Below are 22,153 nucleotides of genomic sequence, written 5' to 3'. Positions count from 1 at the left end.
ATTGCAACTGATTTAGCGGCAAGAGGAATTGATATTAAAGGTATTAGTCATGTTATCAATTATGAGTTACCAACAGACTTAGATTTTTATGTACACCGTGTCGGAAGAACAGCAAGAGCAGGTTATTCAGGCATTGCCTTAACAATCTATGAGACTTCTGATGAAGACAAGTTAAATCAGTTGGAAAAACTAGGTGTTGAATTCAAGCATATGGATCTTAAGAAAGGCGAATGGATAGAATTAGAAGATCGCAATCGCCGTAAAAATCGTAAGAAGCAAGTAGATGAAATTGATTTAAAGGCTAAGTCACTTGTCAAGAAGCCGAAAAAGGTGAAACCTGGATATAAGAAAAAAATGCAACAACAGGTAGAGACAATTAAAAAGAGAGAAAAGAGAATAAATAGTAGAAAAAAATAAGGGAATAGAGGAGTGTTTGATTTGTTGAAGATTGGTTCACATGTATCAATGAGTGGAAAAAAGATGTTGCTGGGTTCAAGTGAAGAGGCAGTCTCCTATGGTGCTAATACTTTCATGATTTATACAGGTGCACCGCAAAACACGAGAAGAAAGAAGATTGAAGAGTTAAATATTGAAGCAGGCAAGCTTCATATGGAGCAAAATGGCATTGAAGATATTATCGTCCATGCACCATATATTATTAATATCGCCAATACTACGAATCCTGCCACTTTTGAATTGGGAGTAAACTTTTTACGTAGTGAAATTGAGAGAACGGAAGCGCTAGGAGCAAAACAAATTGTTTTACATCCCGGCGCACATGTAGGTGCGGGTGCAGAGGTTGGCATAAAAAAAATTATCGAAGGCCTAAATGAAGTGCTGACAGGAAATGAGAACCTGCAAATTGCACTTGAAACAATGGCTGGAAAAGGATCTGAATGTGGTCGTACCTTTGAAGAATTAGCAATGATTATGGACGGCGTTACGCATAATGATAAATTATCTGTATGCTTTGATACATGTCATACCCATGATGCTGGTTACAATATTATAGAAGATTTTGATGGCGTATTAGAAGAATTCGATCGAATCGTCGGAATCAATAAATTAAAAGTATTGCATATTAATGATAGCAAAAATATCCTTGGTGCCAGAAAAGATAGACATGAGAATATCGGCTACGGTCAAATCGGTTTTGATTCATTAGTAAAAATTGTTCATCATCCCGAGCTAGAAGATGTTCCAAAAATATTGGAAACACCATATGTAGGTATCGATAAAACGAATAAAAAAGCACCTTATAAACATGAAATTGAAATGATTAAAAATAAAGTATTTAATGAGAATCTATTGGAAGAAATTTTACAAAGTTAAAAAACGCTCAATTGAGCGTTTTTTATTTCGAAAGCAAGGATTAAGTATAGTAGGTTACTGCTCTGCAAATAAATTAAATAATTCGTTTAGTTCCTTTGCTGTAGCAGGACTTGTCAATTTAGCTACCTCTCTGATTAATTGTGCCCGTTCATTAGGCTTAAAAATATTGATTTTTCGACCGTTAAGGTGATTAGCAAGCTTTACAGCTTCCTCATTTGTAATCTTAATTTTGAATTGTTTACTGTATTTCATTAATTCAGTAGAGGTTATGTTGTTGATTTTATGATTGATTATGTTTTCAAAAATTTTCATGTCATCACTCCCCATTCTAACATATGAGGGGAAAGACAAAAATGTGCCAATTTTTTTTGATTTCTCATAGCTAACATATAAAGAAGATGATATCTTTACAACAATCATTCGTTCTTGTATACTGTTTTTAAGCCATAAATCGTAATGATTACTATAGAATTTTTATTTTGTTAATATTTATAGAATAATTAACTGCTAAAAGCACGCTGGTTTTTTAGCATTTCTTCTATAAAAGATAAGCAGAAATGAGGTGGAGAAAATGAATGTACAAAGTGCGCTTGATATCCTAAAGGAAAAAGGATATAAACATACAGACAAGAGAGAAGATATATTAGCATTATTTTCCAATGAAAATAAATATTTAACTGCTAAGGATGTACTAGAAGCATTAAAGAATAATTATCCAGGCTTAAGTTTCGATACGATATACCGCAATTTATCATTATTTGCAGAATTGGATATTTTTGAGATGACAGAGTTAAATGGAGAAAAACATTTTCGCTTTACCTGTTCTCACCATCACCACCACCATCATTTTATATGCTTAGATTGTGGAAAAACGAAAGAAATTATTACTTGTCCAATGGAAGAACTGACAGAAAATTTAAAGGGGTACGACGTTTCTGGTCATAAGTTTGAAATTTACGGGAAATGTCCAGAGTGCCAAAACTAAAAAACGAAGTATATCTATGGATATCGCTTCGTTTTTTTTATAAGGCTGCTCAAGAATTGCTGTTTGAAAACAAGATGATTTCTATGTAGTAAAAGGAGTTTTCCCCATTAAAATGAAAGCTTATTTATTTAATGGTGAGTTAACCCATTCTTCAATCCACTCATAGGCTTCATTCCACGTAGTTACGCGTTTAACTCCTTTAGGAATCGGTTTCCTGTTATATGGTGTATCAAAGAGAATAACTGGAATCCCTAGTTCTTCATGAAGCATAACGGCATTATCATGCTTATCTTCAAAGAAAATATCTACCTTATGTTTTTTTGCGGCAGCTATTTTATGATGAGAGCCAATTAATTCTATTTGATCAAAACTGATACCATGATTCATAAACCATTCTTTTGTTAATTCCAGCATTCCTTCGCCTCTTGCGCTAATAAATATGAGTTCATGCTGTTTCGCCCATTTTTGGAGGACAATATTTGCTCCTTCAGCAAGAGGAGATGCGGTGTAAATTCTTGCTTCATTTTCCATAAACCACTTGTCAAATTCCTCGTTAGAAACGTTAACTAATGGATAAAATTCATACTGGACGACATCCTCTAATGTAATATTTAATTGAAAGCTTTCATTTAAAAAGGGAACAAATGTAGCAGGGCTTGTTACTGTTCCATCAATATCGATTCCAAAACGCAGTTTTTTCATTTTAAGCTCCTTTTTCTATTGTTGTTCTTATCTAGCTTATCAAATAATGATGAGTAGGAAAAGGAAAGAAGCAAAAAAGGGTAATTCATGTAAAACATTTACAGACATAGAGACAGAGAAATTGGTGATGATAATAAATGCTCCTATTAAAGAAAGCGAGGGATCATCATGGCAGATCAAAACAGCAATGAAGGATACAGTCACGATTTTCAAGATAGAGAGCGAACTGGATCACCGGTTGATTATTTGGAAGAAACATCAGCAGAAATAACACCTCCAATGACCTATAATGCTACGCGTCCAGTGACCTCTAATGTTGAGAGAGATAGGGGATCAGTAGGTGGTAAAGGAATTGGTATTGCAGCATTATTGATTTCTATCCTGTCTTTATTCGTAATGCCTATTATATTAGGTATTGTCGGGATAGTATTAGGGTTCGTCGCAAGAAGAAGAGGAGCGAATGCACTTGGAACTTGGGCTATTACATTAGGTGCTATCTCCATAATCATTGGTATTTTTATTGCCCCATTCTTCTAATAAGAAAAGGGAAATCAAAAAAATCTAACCTCCGTTATGAGGTTAGATTTTCTTACAAATGAAAGTAGGGAACATACTGTGTTTCGTTAATTTATGGCTGCACACTGATTGTATCATTTTCTTCAGCTGCTTTTTTTGCAAAATATTCTGCAGCTATTGCGTCGATTTCTTTCTTAAGTTCTTCTACCATTATTTCCTCAGGTACTTTGCGGACGATTTTTCCTTTACGGAATAGCAATCCTTCTCCACGAGCACCGGCAATGCCAATATCGGCTTCTCTTGCTTCACCTGGACCATTAACTGCACAGCCTAGGACTGCAACCTTAATAGGTGCTTTTATTGTAGAAATATAATCTTCTACTTCGTTGGCAATACTGATTAAGTCGATTTCAATTCGGCCGCAAGTTGGACAAGAAATTAATGTAGCTGCATTAGAAGAAAGACCAAATGACTTTAACAGTTCTCGGGCAACTTTTACTTCCTCCACAGGATCAGCACTTAAGGAGATTCGTAAAGTATTTCCAATCCCTTTACTTAATATAGCACCTAGACCAGCAGCACTTTTTACTGTACCAGCAAATAATGTTCCTGATTCTGTTATACCTAAATGTAGAGGATAGTCAAATGCTTTTGCTGCTTTTTCATATGCTTCAATAGCTAGGTTAACATCAGAAGCTTTCATGGATACAATAATATCATGGAAATCAAGATCTTCTAGTATTTTAATATGGTGCAGGGCACTTTCAACCATTCCATCTGCAGTAGGGTATCCGTATTTCTCGAGAATCTTTTTCTCTAAAGAACCAGCATTAACCCCAATTCGAATAGGAATCCCTTTTGCTTTCGCAGCTTTTACAACGGCCTCAACTTTTTCTCTTTTCCCAATGTTACCTGGATTGATTCGAATTTTATCTGCGCCGCCTTCAATTGCTTTTAGGGCTAAACGATAATCAAAATGGATATCCACTACTAGTGGTATATTTATTTGTTTTTTAATCTCACTTATAGCATCAGCAGCACGCTCATCTGGACATGCTACACGAACAACCTGACAGCCAGCTTCTTCTAAACGTTTAATTTGGGCGACAGTTGCCTCAACATCATGGGTTTTTGTTGTTGTCATGCTTTGGATAAATAGTTCGTTACTTCCCCCAATTGTTAAGTTCCCCACTTTAATTGGGCGGGTTTTTGTACGATGTATAATTTCACTCAATGGTGATTCGCTCCTTTTATATTGGACAAGCCAAAATAATTTAGCTTTAAATTTATTCTTATTATCAATATCCTTAATATCCTTACCTATTGTATCAATGAAACAATCATATTGACAAGAAACTTGCTAAAAAATGATTTAGCTTTTTACTGGGAATACCTTTATATAGGGGTTAAAAAGTTTTTTTAGTATAAATGGATATGAAAAACTTCCTCAAATATCTATTTTCGGAAGTGGAATGTCTATTATTTATATATAGGGAAGGAATATGTTCTTCCTATTTGAATATCTTCAGGTTTTAATCCATCATTTAATTTCTGAAAGTCTTCTACAACAGTCTCTAGGCTAACAGATAAGCCGCCAGTGGAATACTGCTCGACAATAGAAAGAACGGTATCACCAGATTGGACTTTTTGTTCGAAGAATAATGGCGATTCTTCAGGAGATGCTTGTACTTCTAAGGAGGGTTCTTGTTTACTTGTGGAGGAAAGTGTTCCTTCATTTAAATCAATATAAATAACATAGATTGTCACTATTACTGCAAAGGTAATAAAAAACCTTTTCATCCTAAATCCCCCTAAATTGGTTATAGGCAAAATATATGCTTGTCCAACTTTGATTAGAACTATTTAAATAAAAAGTCTACAGATAATAGCAATAATTCTTTACGAAAACGGTCAATAAAGTTTAGGAAACAAGAAATAGGAAAATAGTCATAAAATTAATTATTTAATTACTTTGTCTTTACATGCCCTTAACAAATATTTGTGAAAATATTGAATAGGGGGGACGAAGTGAATGAAAAAGATGAAGGTAGAGAAAAGAGCGAGGGAAAAGCTGTCCATACAAAATCGGTTATTCCTATTTATTTTGCCGTTATTTATTATTACTATTTTAATTTTAACTGTTATCTCCATTAATAGCTCTACAAAGATAACGATTAAGATGATGCATGAAAGATTAGAAAAAGAGGCAAGTACAATTTACATAATGGCTCAAAATACGATGTTAATGTATGTTGGTCAAGAAGAAAAGTTCCAATCGAAAATGGAACAAATAATAAGAGATCAGGATGCAAGCTTTGCTAAGGAAGGGTTAAACGCCTCCTTCTTTTTGCTCTCGGAAAATGAAGTGAAGCCTTTTAAAGTAAGTCAGACTTCACAGTTTAAGTGGGAAGATCCATTTATTCATAAAGTAAATGAATTAGAATCAGGCGTATTGGAAACAAGATGGAATGGCGAGACATATACAGTAGCCTTTCAACAAATACAAGAATTAAAGGGGATTTATCTATTGGTAATCCCGCAAGAGGAATACCTACATAATGTAAATCAGTTAAAAAATAATTTGCTCCTTTTTTCAGCATTGAGCATTGTCATTATTGCCATTGTTATTCGTTTTTTTGTCAAAACGATGGTAAGCCCACTATTAAAACTACGGGAAATTATGCGCATAGCTAGAGATGGTCATTTAACAGAGGTTACTTCCATTAAAACCTCGATACCGGAGATTATGTCATTGATTAATAGCTATAATTTATTAATTAAAAGATTAAAGCTTGTATTATCTGAAATGCAAGCTACAAGTGCCCATTTGGCCAAGACAAATGATATTTTACAAACAGAAGCTTTACAGATGATCGAAAGTGGCGAGACACTTACTGAAATGATAAACACTGTAAAAAATGGAGCAGAGCAAACAGCTATAAGTTCCGAACAAAATATAACCGTTTTTCAAGATATGAAGGCACTTAGCGCACAAATTAAAGAAAGTAGCCAGAAAATAAATATTCATACGGAAAAAATGAATCGAGCTGCAAGACTTGGCGAAGAAAATATGAACAATTTATTTGCTAGTCAACATTTGCTACAAGACAAAGTAACCGTTATATATAGCAATAATGATTTGCTTAATAATCATGCTTTATCTATTAAAAAGGTTGTCGAAGATATAAAAGGACTTGCAGAACAAACAAAACTTTTGGCGTTAAATGCTACGTTAGAAGCGGCTAGAGCTGGTATTCAAGGAAAAGGATTTGCAGTAGTTGCAAATGAGGTAAAGAAACTTGCTGTCTTATCTTCAAAATCAGCGGAGGATATTAAAACTTTCACACTGGATATGGATCAAATTATACAAAAATCATCAACCGATTTAAAAGACATTCAACTAAATTTTACGAAGAGTGATGATTTAGCAAAAAAGGCGACGATTTCTTTTAATCAATTACTAGAGGGGATTTCCCTCGTAAGTGAAGGACTAAAAGATAATAACCATCTATTGAATGAGCTCCAAGCGTTTTTTCCAAAAATGGAGCATAGTACACTACATGTGACTTCGATTAGCCAACAAACACTTGCAAGTTCAGATGAAATGAAAAAGATAGGGGAAATACAGCAGGATAGTATTCAGGTAAATGCGGATATTAGTACAAGACTTTCAAAGTTAGTATCGAAATTAGAGGAAAACATTAATATGGAAGAAGAAATAATTAATTAAAAGGCATTATAACCACAAATAAAAAGCAAAAACTACATAGCATAGTTTTTGCTTTTTATTATGTATCGCTAGCTACTTGTTTTCGCTTAAGCATTTATGGTTGTATTGGTTTTTCTGGTTGAATCTCTTTTATAACTAAGCAAACAAGGAATAGACTAATGAACCAATTTAGTAAATAGCCACTAGGAACAGTGGTTTGCAAGCTGTCCATAATAGTAAAGAAAATAACAGGAATGGTCGTACTATATACTGTGATTTTCCAGCATTGTGCATACGTTATTGCTCTGCCGAATATCTTTGAGAAAAAGTTTCCGAACATAGCTAGCACGATTGTTTGCAGAACTTTATAAATAAGCATAAACAGGATATAGATGACAATTAAAATAATCATAAACACATAGGCTAAAGAATCTGTTGTTTGTATAAAATCAATAATCTCCTCGTTTGTCAAGGTGATATTCCCAAATGAAGAATATTCAAATCTTTGCATCTGTCCAGATGTTACAATAACGAATTCGTTCTTTAAAAGGGCTACTGAATTTCCATCGGAACTGATTTTCGAATGGTCATAGGTTCCAGATGAATCCAAAATGATTGTTAAATCAGGCTTTTCAATAATGGTTGGTTCTTGCTGATTGTCTGTATGGAGTGTACTATCTCTTATTGTAAAAGAAGGTACTTCTTCTTTCATTGTTACACTAAACGTATGTATCGCTTCATTAATTCCCTTATTTAAATAATACAAATTAGGTATAGATGCAATAATAGTCAAAAGCAATAGATAAATAATAGTTTTTCCTATACCTTGAAAACGGAAGCTTGCTATATCTTTTGGAGAATAGAGGCTCCGATAAAACTGCTTAAAAATATTCATTCTTACACATCCTTCAAAAGTTTCATCCCTATTGTATCTTTTTACAACCTATAGATACAAGTCCTGAGTATTTGATTTGCATAAAAAAGTATGATAAACAATGTATATGGATGTTCATATTATATATAAGAAGAAAAGAGGTACGTTATGGATATTATTTATTGGATTATTATCAGTATTTTATTTATTATCGCTTTTATTGGTCTGGTATATCCAATCATCCCGAGTGTGCTATTTATTTTAGCGGGATATCTTTTATATGGTCTCTTCTTTTCCTTTGATGAACTTAGTGTATTTTTTTGGATTATACAAGGGATGTTTGTTATCTTACTATTTTTTGCTGACTCTGTATCCAATTGGATTGGCGTAAAAAAATTTGGTGGTACGAAGGCTGGTATTTGGGGAAGTACAATAGGGTTACTTGTAGGTCCTTTTGTCATACCAGTTATCGGAATCCTTCTTGGTCCATTTATTGGAGCTGTGTTAGCCGAGCTTATCGTGAGTAAGACTAATTGGAAGAATGCACTTAAAATCGGTGTAGGCTCACTTATAGGGTTTCTAAGTAGTGTAGTTACGAAAGGGATTATACAAGGGATTATGATTGTGTATTTTTTTCTGAAAGTATAGGCGGATAAAAGAAAGGGGAAGAGTCGGCTTTTGAAGCAGAGCTCCTCCCTTTTTTATTAATTAAGCCCACAAATATCAACTGGGCAGTTCTGGCAGTCAACTGCCCTTTTTAAATAGGCAAGGTTTTTTACAGTGATTATTTGGTTACTATAGTCAATTACTTCTCTTTCTCTTAAATCTTTTAGTAATCGTTGAATCACTTCTCTTGTCCCAAAGGTTAAGTTTGCTAGCTCTTGATGAGTGAGTGGGATATCAATCAGGATGCCTTCATCGTTTTTAATCCCAAATGAATGACATAGTCTTATTAATATGCTATAAAGACCCCCTTTTTTTCCGTTCATAATAAGATCTTGGCATTTCATATGGGCTTTTAAATACCCGGTACTTAACCAACTAGAAAGGGAGGTTAAAAACATAGGATTTTTTATTGCTAAAGCTTCAAACTCTTTTCGATTAACTGCAAGAACTTCGCAATCTGTGAGACTTCTAGCAAAGAAATAATATTTTGGAGAATGTTTAAATAACTGGTATTCTAAAAGTAATTCCTCGTCATGGAGAATTTTAATGATAAATTCTTTGCCTTTCTCATGTACTCTTCCAAGAGAAATTGTTCCATTTAATAAAATATATATTTTTTGAACAGGATCATTTTCCTGAAATAATAATGTTCCCTTATTTATATGTTCTATTTTCTCTGTTTCAAAGAAATGTTGGATTAATAAACTATATAATGATAGCTGTACTTCATTCATAAGAAAGCACCCCTTAAAAAGTTCCTCTTTACTTGATTAAAAAACATTGTGAAATATTTGTCAATCTCGAAATGGAATAAAATGGATTACGGGTGAGTGGTAACGATTCTTTCCATCTCTAGAACGTTGATTCAAAAGGGAGAAATGGAATAATGACAATTTATCGAACTTATTGCAGAAGGAAGTTCTAATAGACTCGGTAATAATACAAATGAGAAAGAATTTAGCAGTGATGTTAATCACTATAGGATTTTAAAAAATTTATGGGAGAAGATTTGAGTAACATTATTTAATTTTGTAGTGAATTTGAGGTTGTGACAAAACTAAATAGCCAATCTGTAAAGACGAACAATCTCTAATTTAACTCATAAAAAGGCTACTTTTTCATACTAGTTATTTATGATTTTAAATATAATCAAGTGTAAAATAAACAATTCATTCCATTTCGTTTTTAGATGCTCACACTAACTTTACTGAAACAGCTCTTTATAACACTAATGAAAACCCGAACAACCATATGGAATTTCCCTTTTGGTTGTTCGAGTTTGTCTATGGCTGGAATACTTTTTTCCCAACCCCGATTTTTTTACAAGTAAAGGGAAAAGTGGTTTTCATCCAGGGAATGAACGCCGTTTTTTCGAGGAGCAAAGAGTAAAGTAGTTTTCATCCAGGAGATGAACCCCATTTTTTCGAGGAGCAAAGCGAAAAATGCTTTTCATACCAGATTATTTATATGAACTATTTGTCCATTTTAAAAACTAATCCTTTGTCTGTTTAAAATAATATAAAATGGGTATTTTAAAGAGGGAATCTTTTCAAGCAAATAGATTGAAAGTAAGTGCTTTATTTGATAATGTATTGTTAAAGTGCTTCTCTTATAAAAATGGTCGGATTAGGACAATTTTTATATGGAAGTAAATAATACATACAATATTAGGAGGAATTAGACATGGCTTATTCATTACCACAATTACCTTACGCTTATGATGCATTAGAACCTCACATCGATAAAGAAACGATGAACATTCATCATACGAAACATCACAATACTTATGTAACAAATTTAAACAATGCATTAGAAGGAAATGATGAATTACTTTCTAAAACAGTAGAAGAGCTTGTATCTAATCTTGATGCAGTTCCAGAAGCTGCTCGCACAGCTGTTCGTAATAATGGTGGAGGTCATGCTAACCATTCATTATTCTGGGAAGTAATTTCTCCAAATGGTGGCGGCCAACCAACTGGTGATTTAGCTGCTGCTATTGATAGCAAGTTTGGAAGCTTTGAAAACTTTAAAGAAGAATTCTCAAAAGCTGCTACAACTCGTTTTGGTTCAGGTTGGGCATGGCTAGTTGTAAACAACGGTGAATTAGAAGTAACAAGCACTCCAAACCAAGACAATCCTTTAATGGAAGGTAAAACACCTGTTTTAGGATTAGATGTTTGGGAGCATGCATATTATTTAAATTACCAAAACCGTCGCCCTGAGTATATCAGTGCATTCTTTAATGTAATTAATTGGGATGAAGTGGCAAAACGTTATACAGCTGCAAAATAATTAAAGATAAGTAAAACCTGTAAGCATAATGCTTACAGGTTTTTTTGTCGCCTGAAACAGAATATAGCCAATTATGTAAGTTTATTTTCATAATTGTTAGTTTTTATATATAATGCATAACGATAATTGTTTTGTAAGAAACTACTCTAGAACAAAGGGGAGTTTCTATGATGAAAATAGGAAAAATATTAGGTGATGTAGAGCTGACAAAAGACTTGAAAATATTGTTGCTCACAGGAGGCTTGTACTCCTTAAGTGTAGCGCTTTCTAATACATTCGTTAACGTATTTTTATGGAAACAGTCAGGTGAATTTAGAGATTTAGGCTTGTATAATCTAGCTATAATTTTGCTACAGTTACTTACTTTTACACTGGCTGGCAGATGGGCAAAGAAAATTGATCGGGTAATTGTATTTCGAATCGGAGTAGCCTTTCTTACCATTTTTTATTTGACGGTATTATTAATTGGAGACAGGGCATCGACATTTCTTTTAGTTCTTGGTGCAATACTTGGGATTGGCAATGGATTTTATTGGCTAGCTTATAATGTTTTAACATTCGAAGTAACAGAGCCGGAAACGAGAGATTTTTTTAATGGTTTTTTAGGATTGTTAAATTCTGTAGCCGGAATGATTGGACCAATGATTGCTGGATATATTATTTCTCAGCTAACAAAGTCGACAGGTTATATGATTGTTTTTGGAATGTCTCTTGGACTCTTTCTTTTAGCCGTTATTTCTAGTTTTTTTCTAAAAAGAAGGCCAGCAGAAGGCAAATACTTTTTTAAAAGAATAGTGGAAGAGCGAAAACATAATTTTAACTGGAAACTAATTACGAACGCTCATTTTTTCCAAGGCTTACGGGAAGGTGTCTTTGCGTTTATGATAACTGTCTATGTTTATATAGCGACAGACAGTGAATTGGCTTTGGGGAAATTTGGGTTAATCAATTCAGGGATTTCATTCGTCGCTTATTACATTGTTTCGAGGACAATCAAAAATGAGAATCGGAATAAATCTATTTTAATCGGGGGTATTATGTTATTCCTTTCAATGTTTATTATCGTTTTTGATTTTTCATATACGAAATTATTGATATATGCAGGCACAATAGCTATTGCTTATCCGTTAATACTTGTTCCTTATACTAGCTTGACCTTTGACGTAATCGGAAAGGGATGGAAAGCGGGAGAAATGAGAATTGAATATATTGTGGTAAGAGAATTGTTTCTAAATTTGGGAAGGCTTTTGTCTGTTCTGATATTTATAATTGGCGTCAGCGTATTTAATCCCAATAAAGTAATTCCTGTACTGTTGTTTATATTAGGAAGTGGGCATTCTGTGATTTATTTCTTTGCTCGAAAAATCAGATGGAAGACTGTTTAAAATTAGAGTAGGGTCTGTTCAAAATAACAGACCCTCTTACTTTTCACAATAGGAGAAAAAAGAGTATTCAATTAAATATCCAATATCCATATAGAAATTTCTGTAAAATTCCTTTAAAATAGAAATTAGGAAAGATTTGGAGGAAATGGTGGGATTTAATAATGGGGGAAAAAATCAAAAAAAAGAGAAATCCAATACCTTTAAGAGTAAATCTTATTTTCTTTACGGTATTTTTATTATTTTCAGCACTTATTTTAAGATTAGGGTTTGTGCAAATAGTATATGGTGATGAATACAAAAAAGAAGTAGAGAAAAAAGAGGACGTGGTTATTAGTACCTCTGTCCCAAGAGGAGAAATATATGACAGAACAGGTAAAAGTATTGTAAGCAATGTTGGGAAGAATGCGATTACATATACTAATTGGAAGAAGTATACACCAAAAGAAATGCGGGATACTGCTGAAAAATTAGCGGAAATTATTAAGATGGATAGTGAGAAAGATCTTAAAAAGATAACAGAAAGAGACAAGCTTGATTATTGGATTTTAATAAATCCTGATAAAGCAAAAAAGAAAATATCAAAAGATGAAAATGAACAGCTCGAACTTAAGTATAAAGATGATAAAAAGGAATATCAAAAAGCATATGATGAAATGTTGCGTAATCGGATATCTGAAAAAGATTTAAATACACTAACAGATCTTGATATGGAAACATTAGCTATTTATCGGGAATTTCAAAGTGGTTATTATTATACTCCGCATATAGTTAAAAATGAAGGCGTCACCGATAAAGAAATTGCAGTTGTTAGCGAAAATTTAGAAAATTTACCTGGTGTGGACACCGTTCGTGATTGGGATAGAAACTACGAATTTGGTTCTACCTTAAAGACAGTGTTGGGAAATGTAAGTACTTCACAAAGAGGAGTTCCGGCAGAAGAAAAAGATAGCTATTTAGCTAAAGGCTATAGCATGAACGACAGAGTCGGACTAAGCTATCTAGAAAAGCAGTATGAAGATGTTTTAAAAGGGCAAAAGAAAAAGATTAAATACTTGAAGGATAAAACAGATGAGATAGTAGGCTCTGAAATTATATCAGATGGATCTGCTGGGAATGATTTAGTGTTAACAATTGATATGAAATTACAGCTGGAAGTAGAGAAAATTATTGAAGAAGAACTAAAAAGAACGAAATACGGCTATGCTGGTACCCAATATTTAGATAGAGCATTTGTTATATTGATGGAGCCACATACAGGTGAAGTTTTAACAATGGCGGGTAAACAGTTAGGAAAAGATGATAAAACAGGAAAACAAGTTGTCCAAGATTTTGCGCTAGGGAATATTACAACCTCCTATAATGTTGGTTCAGCAGTAAAAGGAGCTATGGTTTTAACTGGTTATAAAGAAGGCGTTATTCGCCCTTATTCTCAATTAAAAGATGAAGTTATTAAGATTAAGGACTCACCAGATTTCAAATCTCATTCAAGCTCGTTGTGGGGATGGATGAATGATTTAACTGCATTAAAAAGATCCTCTAACGTATATATGGCAAAGATTGCACTAGCGATAGGTAAGGAAAGTTATACAACCCCTGGTCAAACGTTGAACGTGGATCCAGCTGCATGGAATAAAATTAGAAATTCCTTTAGTGAATTTGGTTTAGGCGTAAGAACAGGAATTGATTTGCCAAATGAAATGGCTGGATTTAAAGGACAAGACACAGCTGTTCCTGGTAATTTAATGTTCCTATCAATTGGACAATATGATACATATACAAATATGCAATTAGCACAGTATGCCTCTACCATTGCTAACGGTGGCTATCGTATACAGCCGCGACTTCTTAAAGAAATAAGAGAATCAGGACAAGGAGATGAGAAGTTAGGTCCAATTGTACAAGAAATCCAACCGAAAGTCTTAAATAAGTTAGATTTAAAGCCAGGCTGGATTGAACAAGTTCAAAGGGGATTTCGTATGGTAATGCAGCCAGGTGGAACAGGTGGCGCTTTTGTAGGTGCACCATATAGTCCTGCTGGTAAGACAGGTACCGCGCAGGCGTTTTATGATGGACCACTAAGAACTAATTATGATATTCCACCACCGGAGGTTATGAACCTAAGCTTGATCACGTATGCACCTTCCGATAATCCAGAAGTTGCAATGGCCGTAATGGTCCCTTGGGTCTATACAACAAATAATGGACCTTCACCGAATTTAACAATCGGTAAACGCGTCATGGATAAATATTTTGAATTAAAAAAACAATAGATTAATAGATTCTTAACTAAAAAACACTATCTTTGAGCATAGATATATCTGCTTTTATAGATAGTTTTTTTGGTGTTTTTTGGATAAAAGAAACGTGGATACATAGGCATTTTTAATCCCATATTAATTAATAACATAGGAAGAAATAAGCGTATTTCGCGCCTCAAATAATTCTAGCATATTATTCCAATTAGTTATTAATAGAATAATCTACTGTTTTCTATTACAATAGAAAAAGAATATTCAAGGAAAGTGTGATTAAACGTTGGGAAAAAAGAAAAAGAAAAAAACAATACCTGTACGTCTTAATATTATTTTCTTTTTTGTCTTTTTATTATTCTCGGCCTTGATTCTGCGATTAGGATTTGTGCAGATTGTTTATGGAGAGGATTATAAAAGAGAATTGGAGAAAACAGAAGACGTTACAGTAAATACCTCTGTGCCACGTGGAAAAATGTATGATTCAACTGGAAAAGTAATTGTAGATAATGTTGCACAAAAAGCAATTACATATACTAATTCTGGTGTGAAGCAAGAAGAGATGCTCGAAACAGCGGAGTTGCTTTCAAAGTATATTATGAAAGATACGAAAAAGGTAACAGAGCGTGAGAAAAAGGATTATTGGATTATAAAAAATGAAGAAAAGGCTAATAAGAAGGTCTCTGATAACGAAAAAGAAGCTTTAGCAGAGAAGTATCCAGATCAAGACGAATATAATACTGAAGTGTATCAATTACAGCTTGATCGTATTACAGATGAGGATCTAAATACACTTTCTAATCATGATTTAGAGGTTTTAGCAATCTATCGTGAGTTTATTAGTGGCTATAAATTAACACCTCAAATGGTCAAAAATAAAGACGTGAGTGACGAAGAATTTGCAGTAGTAAGTGAAAACCTAGAAGCCTTATCTGGTGTAGATACAACAACAGATTGGGAAAGATCTTACGCGTTTGGTGATACATTAAAATCTGTTTTAGGTAATGTGAGTTCTGCTGAAAGAGGATTACCGGCAGAGAAATTAGATTATTATGTTTCTAGAGGATATAGTCGAAATGATCGAGTAGGAACGAGTTACTTAGAGCTCCAATACGAGGATGTTCTTAAAGGACAAAAAGAGAAAATCCGCAATAAAACAGATAAAGAAGGCAATATCGTTAGTACGGAAGTCATTACGGAAGGAAAACGAGGAAATGACTTAGTCCTTTCAATTGATATGGAGCTTCAATTAGAAGTGGAAAAAATCATTGAGGAAGAATTGAAAACAGCGAAGACCTTTGCTGGCACGAAATTACTTGATAGAGCCTATGTCGTTTTAATGAATCCAAATACTGGAGATGTTCTGTCAATGGCAGGAAAGCGACTAGTAAGAAATGAAAAAACAGGAAAATTAGAAGTTCAAGATGATGCACTTGGTAATATTACAACTACTTACAACGTGGGATCGGTTGTAAAAGGTGCAACTGTATTAACTGGATATAAAACTGGAGCTATTTCCCCAGGAACAGTTTGGAATGATACACCTGTAAAAATAGGAAACACGATTAAGAAATCTTGGACAACAATGGGACCGATTAATGATCTCACTGCATTACAACGATCTTCTAACGTTTATATGTTCCGTACAGTGATGAAGATGGCTGGTGCAAATTATGTATATGGTCAACCATTGTCTGTACAGCTAAGTGACTTCTCATTAGTTAGAAATGAATTTGCTCAGTATGGATTAGGAATTCGCACTGGAATTGATTTGCCTAACGAGCAAGTTGGCTTTAAAGGACAAGATACACTGCCGGGTTTCCTACTGGATTTATCGATTGGACAATATGATACGTATTCCAATATGCAGCTTGCACAATATGTTTCTACCATCGCTAATGGTGGGAAAAGGATGGAACCGCATATTGTAAAAGAAATTCGTGAACCTGTAGCAGACGATAGTACACTTGGTCCAGTGGTAGAAACAATTAAACCAAAAGTATTAAATAAGGTTGATGTAAAACCAGAATGGATTGAAAGAGTACAGCAAGGATTTAAGATGGTAGCCCAAACTCCTAAAGGTACGGCATATTCTAATTTAGGTGGGAAAAATTATTCCCCAGCAGCAAAAACAGGTACAGCAGAGGCGTTTTATGATGGGCCATCGAGAAGTGATTATGGAAAAGAACCTCCTCAAGTCATGAACCTAAGCTTAATTAGCTATGCTCCTTCAGAAAATCCAGAAGTGGCGATGGCAGTGATGGTTCCATGGGCATATCAAGGAAGTGTTGATAATGGTGCAAATAAAAAAATTGGAGAACGTGTATTGGACGCGTATTTCGATTTAAAAAAAGAACGTCAAAAAGACGAGAAAAAAGAAGAAAAAGAATAATATTTATAAAAGGACAAGACTAGCCAGAACTAGTTTTGTCCTTTTTATTTTATTAGTAAAGATAGAATTACCCCTATCATCTTACGAAAAATAGTACAAAAACCCCCTGATTTTACATTGCCTTTACATTGATTTACAAATAATTAAAACCAAGTTAATACTAAAGTCTTATAGTTATCTTGTAAACAAAACAACCATCTTTAGGGGGTAAAGAGAAAAATGAAGAGCCTTAAAACAGTAGGATTGACAGCAATGATTGGAACAATGTTAGCACTAGCGGCATGTGGAGGAAACAACGAATCTAGCCCATCAGATTCATCAAATGATAGTGCTGGTGAACAATTATCAGGACAAATCAAATTAGACGGTTCATCAACCGTATATCCGATTATGGAAGCGATCGTGGAAGAATATCAAGCAGAGCAACCAAACGTAAAAGTATCTGTTGCATCATCTGGTACAGGTGGAGGCTTTAAAGCGTTTATCGCAGGAGAAACTGATTTTAGTAATGCATCTCGCCCAATTAAAGACGAAGAGAAAACAGAATTAGAAGCAAAAGGTATTGATTTTACAGAATTACGATTAGCATATGATGGACTTTCCGTTGTTGTGAATAAAGACAATACATGGGTTGACCATTTAACAGTAGATGAGTTAAAGAAAATTTGGCTAGAAGATGGTACAACGAAAAAATGGTCTGATATTCGTGAAGGATGGCCAGAGGAAGAAATCAAATTCTATTCTCCAGGAACAGATTCTGGAACATTTGACTACTTTGATGAAGTAATTTTAGAAGAACAACCAATTGTTAAAGCAGCAACATTATCAGAAGACGATAATATTTTAGTACAAGGTGTAACAGGTGATAAAAACGCAATTGGATACTTCGGATATGCTTATTATGCTGAAAACAAAGATAACTTAAAAGTAGTACCGATTGACGGTGGTAACGGTCCAGTTGAACCAACAAATGAAACAGTTGAAAGCGGAGAATACTCTCCATTATCAAGACCATTATTCACTTATGTGAAAAATGAATCTGTAGAAAAAGAAGAAGTAGCTAATTTCGTTGAATTTATGATTGAAAATGCAGCAGTGCTTTCAGAAGATGTAGGCTATGTAAAATTACCAGAAGAAGAATATGAAAAAGATTTAGAGTTAATTAAAGGACTTAAGTAATAAGTTTTGATGGAAAGCTTTGTACTTGGCTTTCCATCTTGGTGTTTGGATTAAGGGGGGCTAAAAAGCATGATTAAGCAAGATGTAAAAGCAAATACACTCTCTGTGCAGGAGTTAATTGCAGAAAAAAAACAAAAAAATAATTTAAATAAAATGCTAGAAAAAATAATGCCAAAAGTATTATTAATTACTGCTATATTATCGATTTTAACAACGCTTGGCATTCTATTTACGTTACTCATTGAAACATTTACCTTTTTTGAAAGAGTAAATATAAAAGAATTTTTAACAAGTAAATCGTGGTACCCATTTTCCGAACCAGGTTCATTTGGGATCATGCCACTTATATCTGGAACATTAAAAGTAACCATTATTGCAGGAATTGTTGCTGTGCCAATAGGGTTAGCATCCGCCATTTTTTTAAGTGAATACGCGAGTGATAGAACAAGAAGAATCATTAAGCCAATCTTAGAAGTACTGGCAGGTATCCCTACGATTGTTTACGGTTTTTTTGCTTTAACATTTGTAACACCGATGCTTAGATCTATTACTCCTTCTTTGGAAATGTTCAACGCATTAAGCCCAGGAATAGTAATCGGAATTATGATTACCCCAATGATTGCATCTTTGTCAGAGGATGCAATGAGTGCTGTTCCACGAGCAATGCGTGAAGGGGCTTTAGCGATGGGTTCTACTAAGTTTGAAGTTGCGATAAAGGTTGTCTTGCCAGCCGCTGTTTCCGGGATTGTTTCATCAATTGTTTTAGCATTATCAAGAGCAATTGGAGAAACAATGATTGTAGCAGTTGCTGGAGGAAGTACACCTAATCTTAGCTTTAATGTAACAGAATCAATTCAGACTATGACAGCCTATATTGTTCAAGTTAGCCAAGGAGATGCAGGATATGGTACAACAATCTATTACAGTATTTATGCAGTTGGATTTACACTATTTCTGTTTACCTTCTTAATGAATCTGCTTGCTCAATATATTTCTCGTCGTTTTAGGGAGGAATATTAAGATGAAGTTAGTAAATCATTCGGATGTTATAAAAAGAATGAAACCGAGATTAATGAAAAATGTCATAATGAGAGCCTTATTTTTTAGTGCGACTTTATTTGGTTTAGTTATTCTCGGTATCCTATTTTATCGAGTATTGACTCAAGGAATTGGCTATTTAGATTTTCAATTTTTAACAAGCTTGCCTTCTCGAAAGCCTGAAAATGCTGGTGTTTATACTGCTTTGATAGGTACTGTATGGCTAATGGCAGTTGTGGCACCTGTTGCACTTCTTATTGGAGTTGGTACAGCTATTTATCTAGAAGAATATGCGAGTAAGAATAAATTTACAAATTTTATCCAAATCAATATATCGAATCTTGCAGGTGTACCATCGATTGTGTTTGGTTTACTAGGTCTAACATTATTTGTTCGTGCACTATCTTTAGGAACCAGTGTACTTGCAGCAGGATTGACAATGAGTTTATTGGTTTTACCCATCATTATTGTATCAGCACAAGAAGCAATCCGTGCTGTGCCGAGTGAATTAAGAGAAGCGTCCCTCGGAATGGGAGCGACAAAATGGCAGACGATTATTAGAGTGGTAATGCCTGCAGCAATTCCAGGTATTTTAACTGGAGGAATATTAGCACTTTCTCGTGCTATCGGGGAAACTGCTCCATTGGTAGTATTAGGGCTACCTTTATTCCTAGCCTTCTTGCCGAGAACAGTCTTTGATATGTTTACAGTATTACCAATGCAAATATATAACTGGACGGGAAGACCACAAGAAGAGTTTCAGAGCCTTGCAGCAGCTGGAATAATTGTTCTTTTAGTACTATTGATCTTAATGAACTCTATTGCCGTATTGATTAGAAATAAATTCCAAAAGCGTTATTAAACATATAGGGGGACTTCAAATGAGTACAGTTTTTGTTGATAAAGTTAAGAAAGCAGTAGAAAGCAATTCTACAGTTGGCAGAGAGAAAAATTCCGTTTATAAAACAAATCAGCTTAATTTATGGTACGGGGAAAACCATGCCTTGAAAAATATTGATTTAGATATTATGGAAAACGAAGTAACATCTATAATTGGGCCGTCAGGCTGCGGTAAATCAACCTATATAAAAACATTAAATCGTATGATTGAATTAGTGCCAGGTGTAAAAACATCAGGTGAAATTAACTACCGAGGCAGAAATATTTTTGACAAAGATTATGGAGTGGAAGAATTAAGAACAAAAGTGGGAATGGTCTTTCAAAAACCAAATCCTTTTCCAAAGTCAATTTATGAAAATGTTGCTTATGGACCAAAAATACACGGAATTCGTGATAAGAAAATTTTAAATGAAATTGTGGAAAAAAGTTTAAGAGGTGCGGCAATTTGGGATGAAGTAAAAGATAGATTAAACCAGAATGCATACGGACTTTCTGGTGGACAGCAACAGCGGCTTTGTATTGCTAGATGTCTTGCGATTGAACCAGATGTTATTTTAATGGATGAGCCGACATCTGCTCTTGATCCAATTTCGACATTAAAAGTAGAAGAGCTCGTTCAAGAACTAAAGGAAAATTACAGCATCATTATTGTGACACATAATATGCAGCAAGCTGCACGTATCTCTGATAAAACAGCTTTCTTCCTAAATGGAGAAGTTGTTGAGTTTGATGTAACAGATAAAATATTCTCAAATCCAAAAGATAAAAGAACCGAAGATTATATCACAGGAAGATTTGGATAATTATATTAGCGCAAAATCCGAAAAAGGAGACTTTTATCATGCCAGTTAGAGAAAAATTTGAAGCAGGGCTTAAGGAATTACAGGAGAAATTGACAGAGCTTGGCGAATTTTCTATTCAAGCTTTACAAAGATCATTAGAAGCGCTTGAAACGCAAAATGTAGAAATGGCACTTGAAATTATTGATGATGATGCAAAGGCAGATAGGTTGTATGAAGAAATTAACGATTTCGCTATTCTTCTTATTGCGAAACAGGCACCTGTGGCGATTGATTTAAGACGAATTATCGTTGGCATTAAGATTGCAACAGATATCGAAAGAATTGCAGACTTTGCAGTCAATATTGCAAAAGCTACTATTCGAATAGGCAATCAGGAATTGGTAAAACCAATGGTACATGTAAAAAGGATGTTGGAAATTACGAATGAAATGCTGCGATTATCCTTAAATGCATATAATGAAGAAGATACAAAATTGGCTCGGAAAATTGCTGAGATGGACGATGAGGTAGATGGTTTAAACAAACAAGCGTTTATTGAGCTTTTTGAAATTAGTAAAAATAAACCTGAATATCTGCATCAGATTTCTCAATTGACATTTGTTTGTCGCTATTTAGAAAGAGCAGCGGATCACACTACAAATATTGCTGAAAATATTTTCTATTTAGTAAAAGGTAGACAATATGATTGGTGATGGAACCAAATAGTTAAGAAAGAAGCTGGGACATAAGTATTCCTGTCATAGATAAACCCGAACAACTATCAAAGAATCTTAAATGATTGTTCGGGTTTTATTAGTTTTATAAAAGGCTGTTTTAGTACAGTTAGTGTTAATATCCGCAGCCTGAATACACTTCGCTTTCCATGGGGCGAGTGCCGAGCCGCGGTCTGCCTTTGGCCTGCAGGGTCTCGGACTTTCTCGCAGCTCCCTGTGGCGTCTACGTGTATTCAGGCTGCTCCATATTTCCTACTAATTCATTTTTTCTTAAAAAACAATATTTTTTAGGAAATAGTCTTTAAAAACGAAGTGGAATGGAGCGGAAAACACTCGACTACTGTGGGCAATAGAGGAAAGCGAGTGTTTGTAGCGCAATGGAACAAAATAGTTTTTACACTTGACTATATTTAAAAAC

General features: G+C 34.2%; 21 protein-coding genes. 15 read left to right on the top strand and 6 right to left on the bottom strand.

The annotated features are described in order from the left end of the window. A partial coding sequence (locus RTL21_RS03045) for a C-terminal helicase domain-containing protein (protein WP_312093204.1) occupies positions 1-417 on the top strand: 417 nt, incomplete at its 5' end. A gap of 21 nt (positions 418-438) precedes the next feature. Continuing rightward, positions 439-1,332 (top strand): deoxyribonuclease IV, encoded by an 894-nt coding sequence (locus RTL21_RS03040; RefSeq protein ID WP_312093203.1) that lies wholly within the window; start codon positions 439-441, stop codon positions 1,330-1,332. A gap of 54 nt (positions 1,333-1,386) precedes the next feature. Here the strand turns inward: RTL21_RS03040 and RTL21_RS03035 are convergent, their stop codons facing one another. Beyond that, positions 1,387-1,659, bottom strand: a complete 273-nt coding sequence (locus RTL21_RS03035) for a DUF2624 family protein (RefSeq protein WP_311296502.1) — start codon at positions 1,657-1,659, stop codon at positions 1,387-1,389. A 244-nt stretch (positions 1,660-1,903) separates the two neighbouring features. Between RTL21_RS03035 and zur the strand changes: the two genes are divergently transcribed. After that, positions 1,904-2,317, top strand: coding sequence for a zinc uptake transcriptional repressor Zur (zur, locus tag RTL21_RS03030; RefSeq protein WP_312093200.1), 414 nt, complete (start codon positions 1,904-1,906; stop codon positions 2,315-2,317). A gap of 120 nt (positions 2,318-2,437) precedes the next feature. On the opposite strand, the gene RTL21_RS03025 is transcribed toward zur, so the two are convergent. After that, positions 2,438-3,019 carry a 5' nucleotidase, NT5C type gene (locus RTL21_RS03025; protein WP_312093198.1) on the bottom strand — a complete coding sequence of 194 codons (582 nt, stop codon included), beginning with the start codon at positions 3,017-3,019 and terminating at the stop codon, positions 2,438-2,440. A gap of 168 nt (positions 3,020-3,187) precedes the next feature. Here RTL21_RS03025 and RTL21_RS03020 point away from each other — a divergent pair, with 168 nt between their 5' ends. Continuing rightward, positions 3,188-3,556: a DUF4190 domain-containing protein gene (locus RTL21_RS03020; protein ID WP_312093196.1), complete on the top strand. Its 369-nt coding sequence runs from the start codon at positions 3,188-3,190 to the stop codon at positions 3,554-3,556. 91 nt (positions 3,557-3,647) lie between these two features. On the opposite strand, the gene ispG is transcribed toward RTL21_RS03020, so the two are convergent. Then, a complete protein-coding gene (gene ispG / locus RTL21_RS03015) occupies positions 3,648-4,760 on the bottom strand; it encodes a flavodoxin-dependent (E)-4-hydroxy-3-methylbut-2-enyl-diphosphate synthase (protein ID WP_312093433.1) in 1,113 nt (370 codons plus the stop codon). A gap of 254 nt (positions 4,761-5,014) precedes the next feature. Then, positions 5,015-5,335 (bottom strand): LysM peptidoglycan-binding domain-containing protein, encoded by a 321-nt coding sequence (locus RTL21_RS03010; RefSeq protein WP_312093194.1) that lies wholly within the window; start codon positions 5,333-5,335, stop codon positions 5,015-5,017. A 232-nt stretch (positions 5,336-5,567) separates the two neighbouring features. Here RTL21_RS03010 and RTL21_RS03005 point away from each other — a divergent pair, with 232 nt between their 5' ends. Beyond that, positions 5,568-7,265 carry a methyl-accepting chemotaxis protein gene (locus tag RTL21_RS03005; protein ID WP_312093192.1) on the top strand — a complete coding sequence of 566 codons (1,698 nt, stop codon included), beginning with the start codon at positions 5,568-5,570 and terminating at the stop codon, positions 7,263-7,265. Positions 7,266-7,359: 94 nt separating this feature from the next. Here RTL21_RS03005 and RTL21_RS03000 read toward each other — a convergent pair whose 3' ends face one another. Beyond that, positions 7,360-8,139, bottom strand: a complete 780-nt coding sequence (locus RTL21_RS03000; protein ID WP_312093190.1) for a DUF1189 domain-containing protein — start codon at positions 8,137-8,139, stop codon at positions 7,360-7,362. 147 nt (positions 8,140-8,286) lie between these two features. Between RTL21_RS03000 and RTL21_RS02995 the strand changes: the two genes are divergently transcribed. Then, complete coding sequence (locus RTL21_RS02995; RefSeq protein WP_312093188.1) at positions 8,287-8,766, top strand: DUF456 domain-containing protein; 480 nt, start codon at positions 8,287-8,289, stop codon at positions 8,764-8,766. A gap of 56 nt (positions 8,767-8,822) precedes the next feature. Here RTL21_RS02995 and RTL21_RS02990 read toward each other — a convergent pair whose 3' ends face one another. Further along, positions 8,823-9,518 (bottom strand): Crp/Fnr family transcriptional regulator, encoded by a 696-nt coding sequence (locus RTL21_RS02990; protein WP_312093186.1) that lies wholly within the window; start codon positions 9,516-9,518, stop codon positions 8,823-8,825. 949 nt (positions 9,519-10,467) lie between these two features. Between RTL21_RS02990 and RTL21_RS02985 the strand changes: the two genes are divergently transcribed. The 9 genes from RTL21_RS02985 to phoU all read left to right on the top strand — a co-directional run bounded on the left by RTL21_RS02985 (position 10,468) and on the right by phoU (position 21,714). After that, positions 10,468-11,076 carry a superoxide dismutase gene (locus RTL21_RS02985; protein WP_312093184.1) on the top strand — a complete coding sequence of 203 codons (609 nt, stop codon included), beginning with the start codon at positions 10,468-10,470 and terminating at the stop codon, positions 11,074-11,076. 167 nt (positions 11,077-11,243) lie between these two features. Beyond that, positions 11,244-12,461 (top strand): MFS transporter, encoded by a 1,218-nt coding sequence (locus RTL21_RS02980; protein ID WP_312093182.1) that lies wholly within the window; start codon positions 11,244-11,246, stop codon positions 12,459-12,461. Between the two features lie 161 nt (positions 12,462-12,622). Beyond that, the gene (locus RTL21_RS02975; RefSeq protein WP_312093180.1) at positions 12,623-14,731 is read left to right on the top strand and encodes a peptidoglycan D,D-transpeptidase FtsI family protein; all 2,109 of its coding nucleotides are present in this window, start codon (positions 12,623-12,625) and stop codon (positions 14,729-14,731) included. A gap of 265 nt (positions 14,732-14,996) precedes the next feature. Then, the gene (locus RTL21_RS02970) at positions 14,997-17,102 is read left to right on the top strand and encodes a peptidoglycan D,D-transpeptidase FtsI family protein (RefSeq protein ID WP_312093178.1); all 2,106 of its coding nucleotides are present in this window, start codon (positions 14,997-14,999) and stop codon (positions 17,100-17,102) included. A 219-nt stretch (positions 17,103-17,321) separates the two neighbouring features. Next, positions 17,322-18,281, top strand: a complete 960-nt coding sequence (locus RTL21_RS02965; RefSeq protein ID WP_312093176.1) for a PstS family phosphate ABC transporter substrate-binding protein — start codon at positions 17,322-17,324, stop codon at positions 18,279-18,281. Between the two features lie 69 nt (positions 18,282-18,350). Continuing rightward, a complete protein-coding gene (pstC, locus tag RTL21_RS02960; RefSeq protein ID WP_312093174.1) occupies positions 18,351-19,301 on the top strand; it encodes a phosphate ABC transporter permease subunit PstC in 951 nt (316 codons plus the stop codon). A gap of 1 nt (position 19,302) precedes the next feature. Continuing rightward, complete coding sequence (gene pstA, locus RTL21_RS02955; protein ID WP_312093172.1) at positions 19,303-20,181, top strand: phosphate ABC transporter permease PstA; 879 nt, start codon at positions 19,303-19,305, stop codon at positions 20,179-20,181. 19 nt (positions 20,182-20,200) lie between these two features. Beyond that, positions 20,201-21,022, top strand: a complete 822-nt coding sequence (gene pstB / locus RTL21_RS02950) for a phosphate ABC transporter ATP-binding protein PstB (RefSeq protein ID WP_312093170.1) — start codon at positions 20,201-20,203, stop codon at positions 21,020-21,022. 38 nt (positions 21,023-21,060) lie between these two features. Continuing rightward, positions 21,061-21,714 carry a phosphate signaling complex protein PhoU gene (phoU, locus tag RTL21_RS02945; protein WP_312093168.1) on the top strand — a complete coding sequence of 218 codons (654 nt, stop codon included), beginning with the start codon at positions 21,061-21,063 and terminating at the stop codon, positions 21,712-21,714. Positions 21,715-22,153 lie beyond the last annotated feature (439 nt).

The sequence above is a fragment of the Niallia sp. genome, from assembly GCF_031978665.1.
Classification (GTDB): domain Bacteria; phylum Bacillota; class Bacilli; order Bacillales; family Cytobacillaceae; genus Niallia.
This window is presented reverse-complemented; position numbering and strand designations above follow the sequence as displayed.

What these genes read in the sequence shown, in the direction of transcription:
- RTL21_RS02980 (WP_312093182.1), top strand. Translation starts at nt 11,244, where the DNA reads ATGATGAAAATAGGAAAAATATTAGGTGATGTAGAGCTGACAAAAGAC.
- RTL21_RS02965 (WP_312093176.1), top strand. Translation starts at nt 17,322, where the DNA reads ATGAAGAGCCTTAAAACAGTAGGATTGACAGCAATGATTGGAACAATG.
- phoU (WP_312093168.1), top strand. Translation starts at nt 21,061, where the DNA reads ATGCCAGTTAGAGAAAAATTTGAAGCAGGGCTTAAGGAATTACAGGAG.
- RTL21_RS02990 (WP_312093186.1), bottom strand. Translation starts at nt 9,518, where the DNA reads ATGAATGAAGTACAGCTATCATTATATAGTTTATTAATCCAACATTTC.
- pstC (WP_312093174.1), top strand. Translation starts at nt 18,351, where the DNA reads ATGATTAAGCAAGATGTAAAAGCAAATACACTCTCTGTGCAGGAGTTA.
- RTL21_RS03010 (WP_312093194.1), bottom strand. Translation starts at nt 5,335, where the DNA reads ATGAAAAGGTTTTTTATTACCTTTGCAGTAATAGTGACAATCTATGTT.
- RTL21_RS03005 (WP_312093192.1), top strand. Translation starts at nt 5,568, where the DNA reads ATGAAAAAGATGAAGGTAGAGAAAAGAGCGAGGGAAAAGCTGTCCATA.
- RTL21_RS03025 (WP_312093198.1), bottom strand. Translation starts at nt 3,019, where the DNA reads ATGAAAAAACTGCGTTTTGGAATCGATATTGATGGAACAGTAACAAGC.
- RTL21_RS02995 (WP_312093188.1), top strand. Translation starts at nt 8,287, where the DNA reads ATGGATATTATTTATTGGATTATTATCAGTATTTTATTTATTATCGCT.
- RTL21_RS03035 (WP_311296502.1), bottom strand. Translation starts at nt 1,659, where the DNA reads ATGGGGAGTGATGACATGAAAATTTTTGAAAACATAATCAATCATAAA.
- pstA (WP_312093172.1), top strand. Translation starts at nt 19,303, where the DNA reads ATGAAGTTAGTAAATCATTCGGATGTTATAAAAAGAATGAAACCGAGA.
- RTL21_RS03020 (WP_312093196.1), top strand. Translation starts at nt 3,188, where the DNA reads ATGGCAGATCAAAACAGCAATGAAGGATACAGTCACGATTTTCAAGAT.
- RTL21_RS03000 (WP_312093190.1), bottom strand. Translation starts at nt 8,139, where the DNA reads ATGAATATTTTTAAGCAGTTTTATCGGAGCCTCTATTCTCCAAAAGAT.
- RTL21_RS02975 (WP_312093180.1), top strand. Translation starts at nt 12,623, where the DNA reads ATGGGGGAAAAAATCAAAAAAAAGAGAAATCCAATACCTTTAAGAGTA.
- pstB (WP_312093170.1), top strand. Translation starts at nt 20,201, where the DNA reads ATGAGTACAGTTTTTGTTGATAAAGTTAAGAAAGCAGTAGAAAGCAAT.
- zur (WP_312093200.1), top strand. Translation starts at nt 1,904, where the DNA reads ATGAATGTACAAAGTGCGCTTGATATCCTAAAGGAAAAAGGATATAAA.
- RTL21_RS02985 (WP_312093184.1), top strand. Translation starts at nt 10,468, where the DNA reads ATGGCTTATTCATTACCACAATTACCTTACGCTTATGATGCATTAGAA.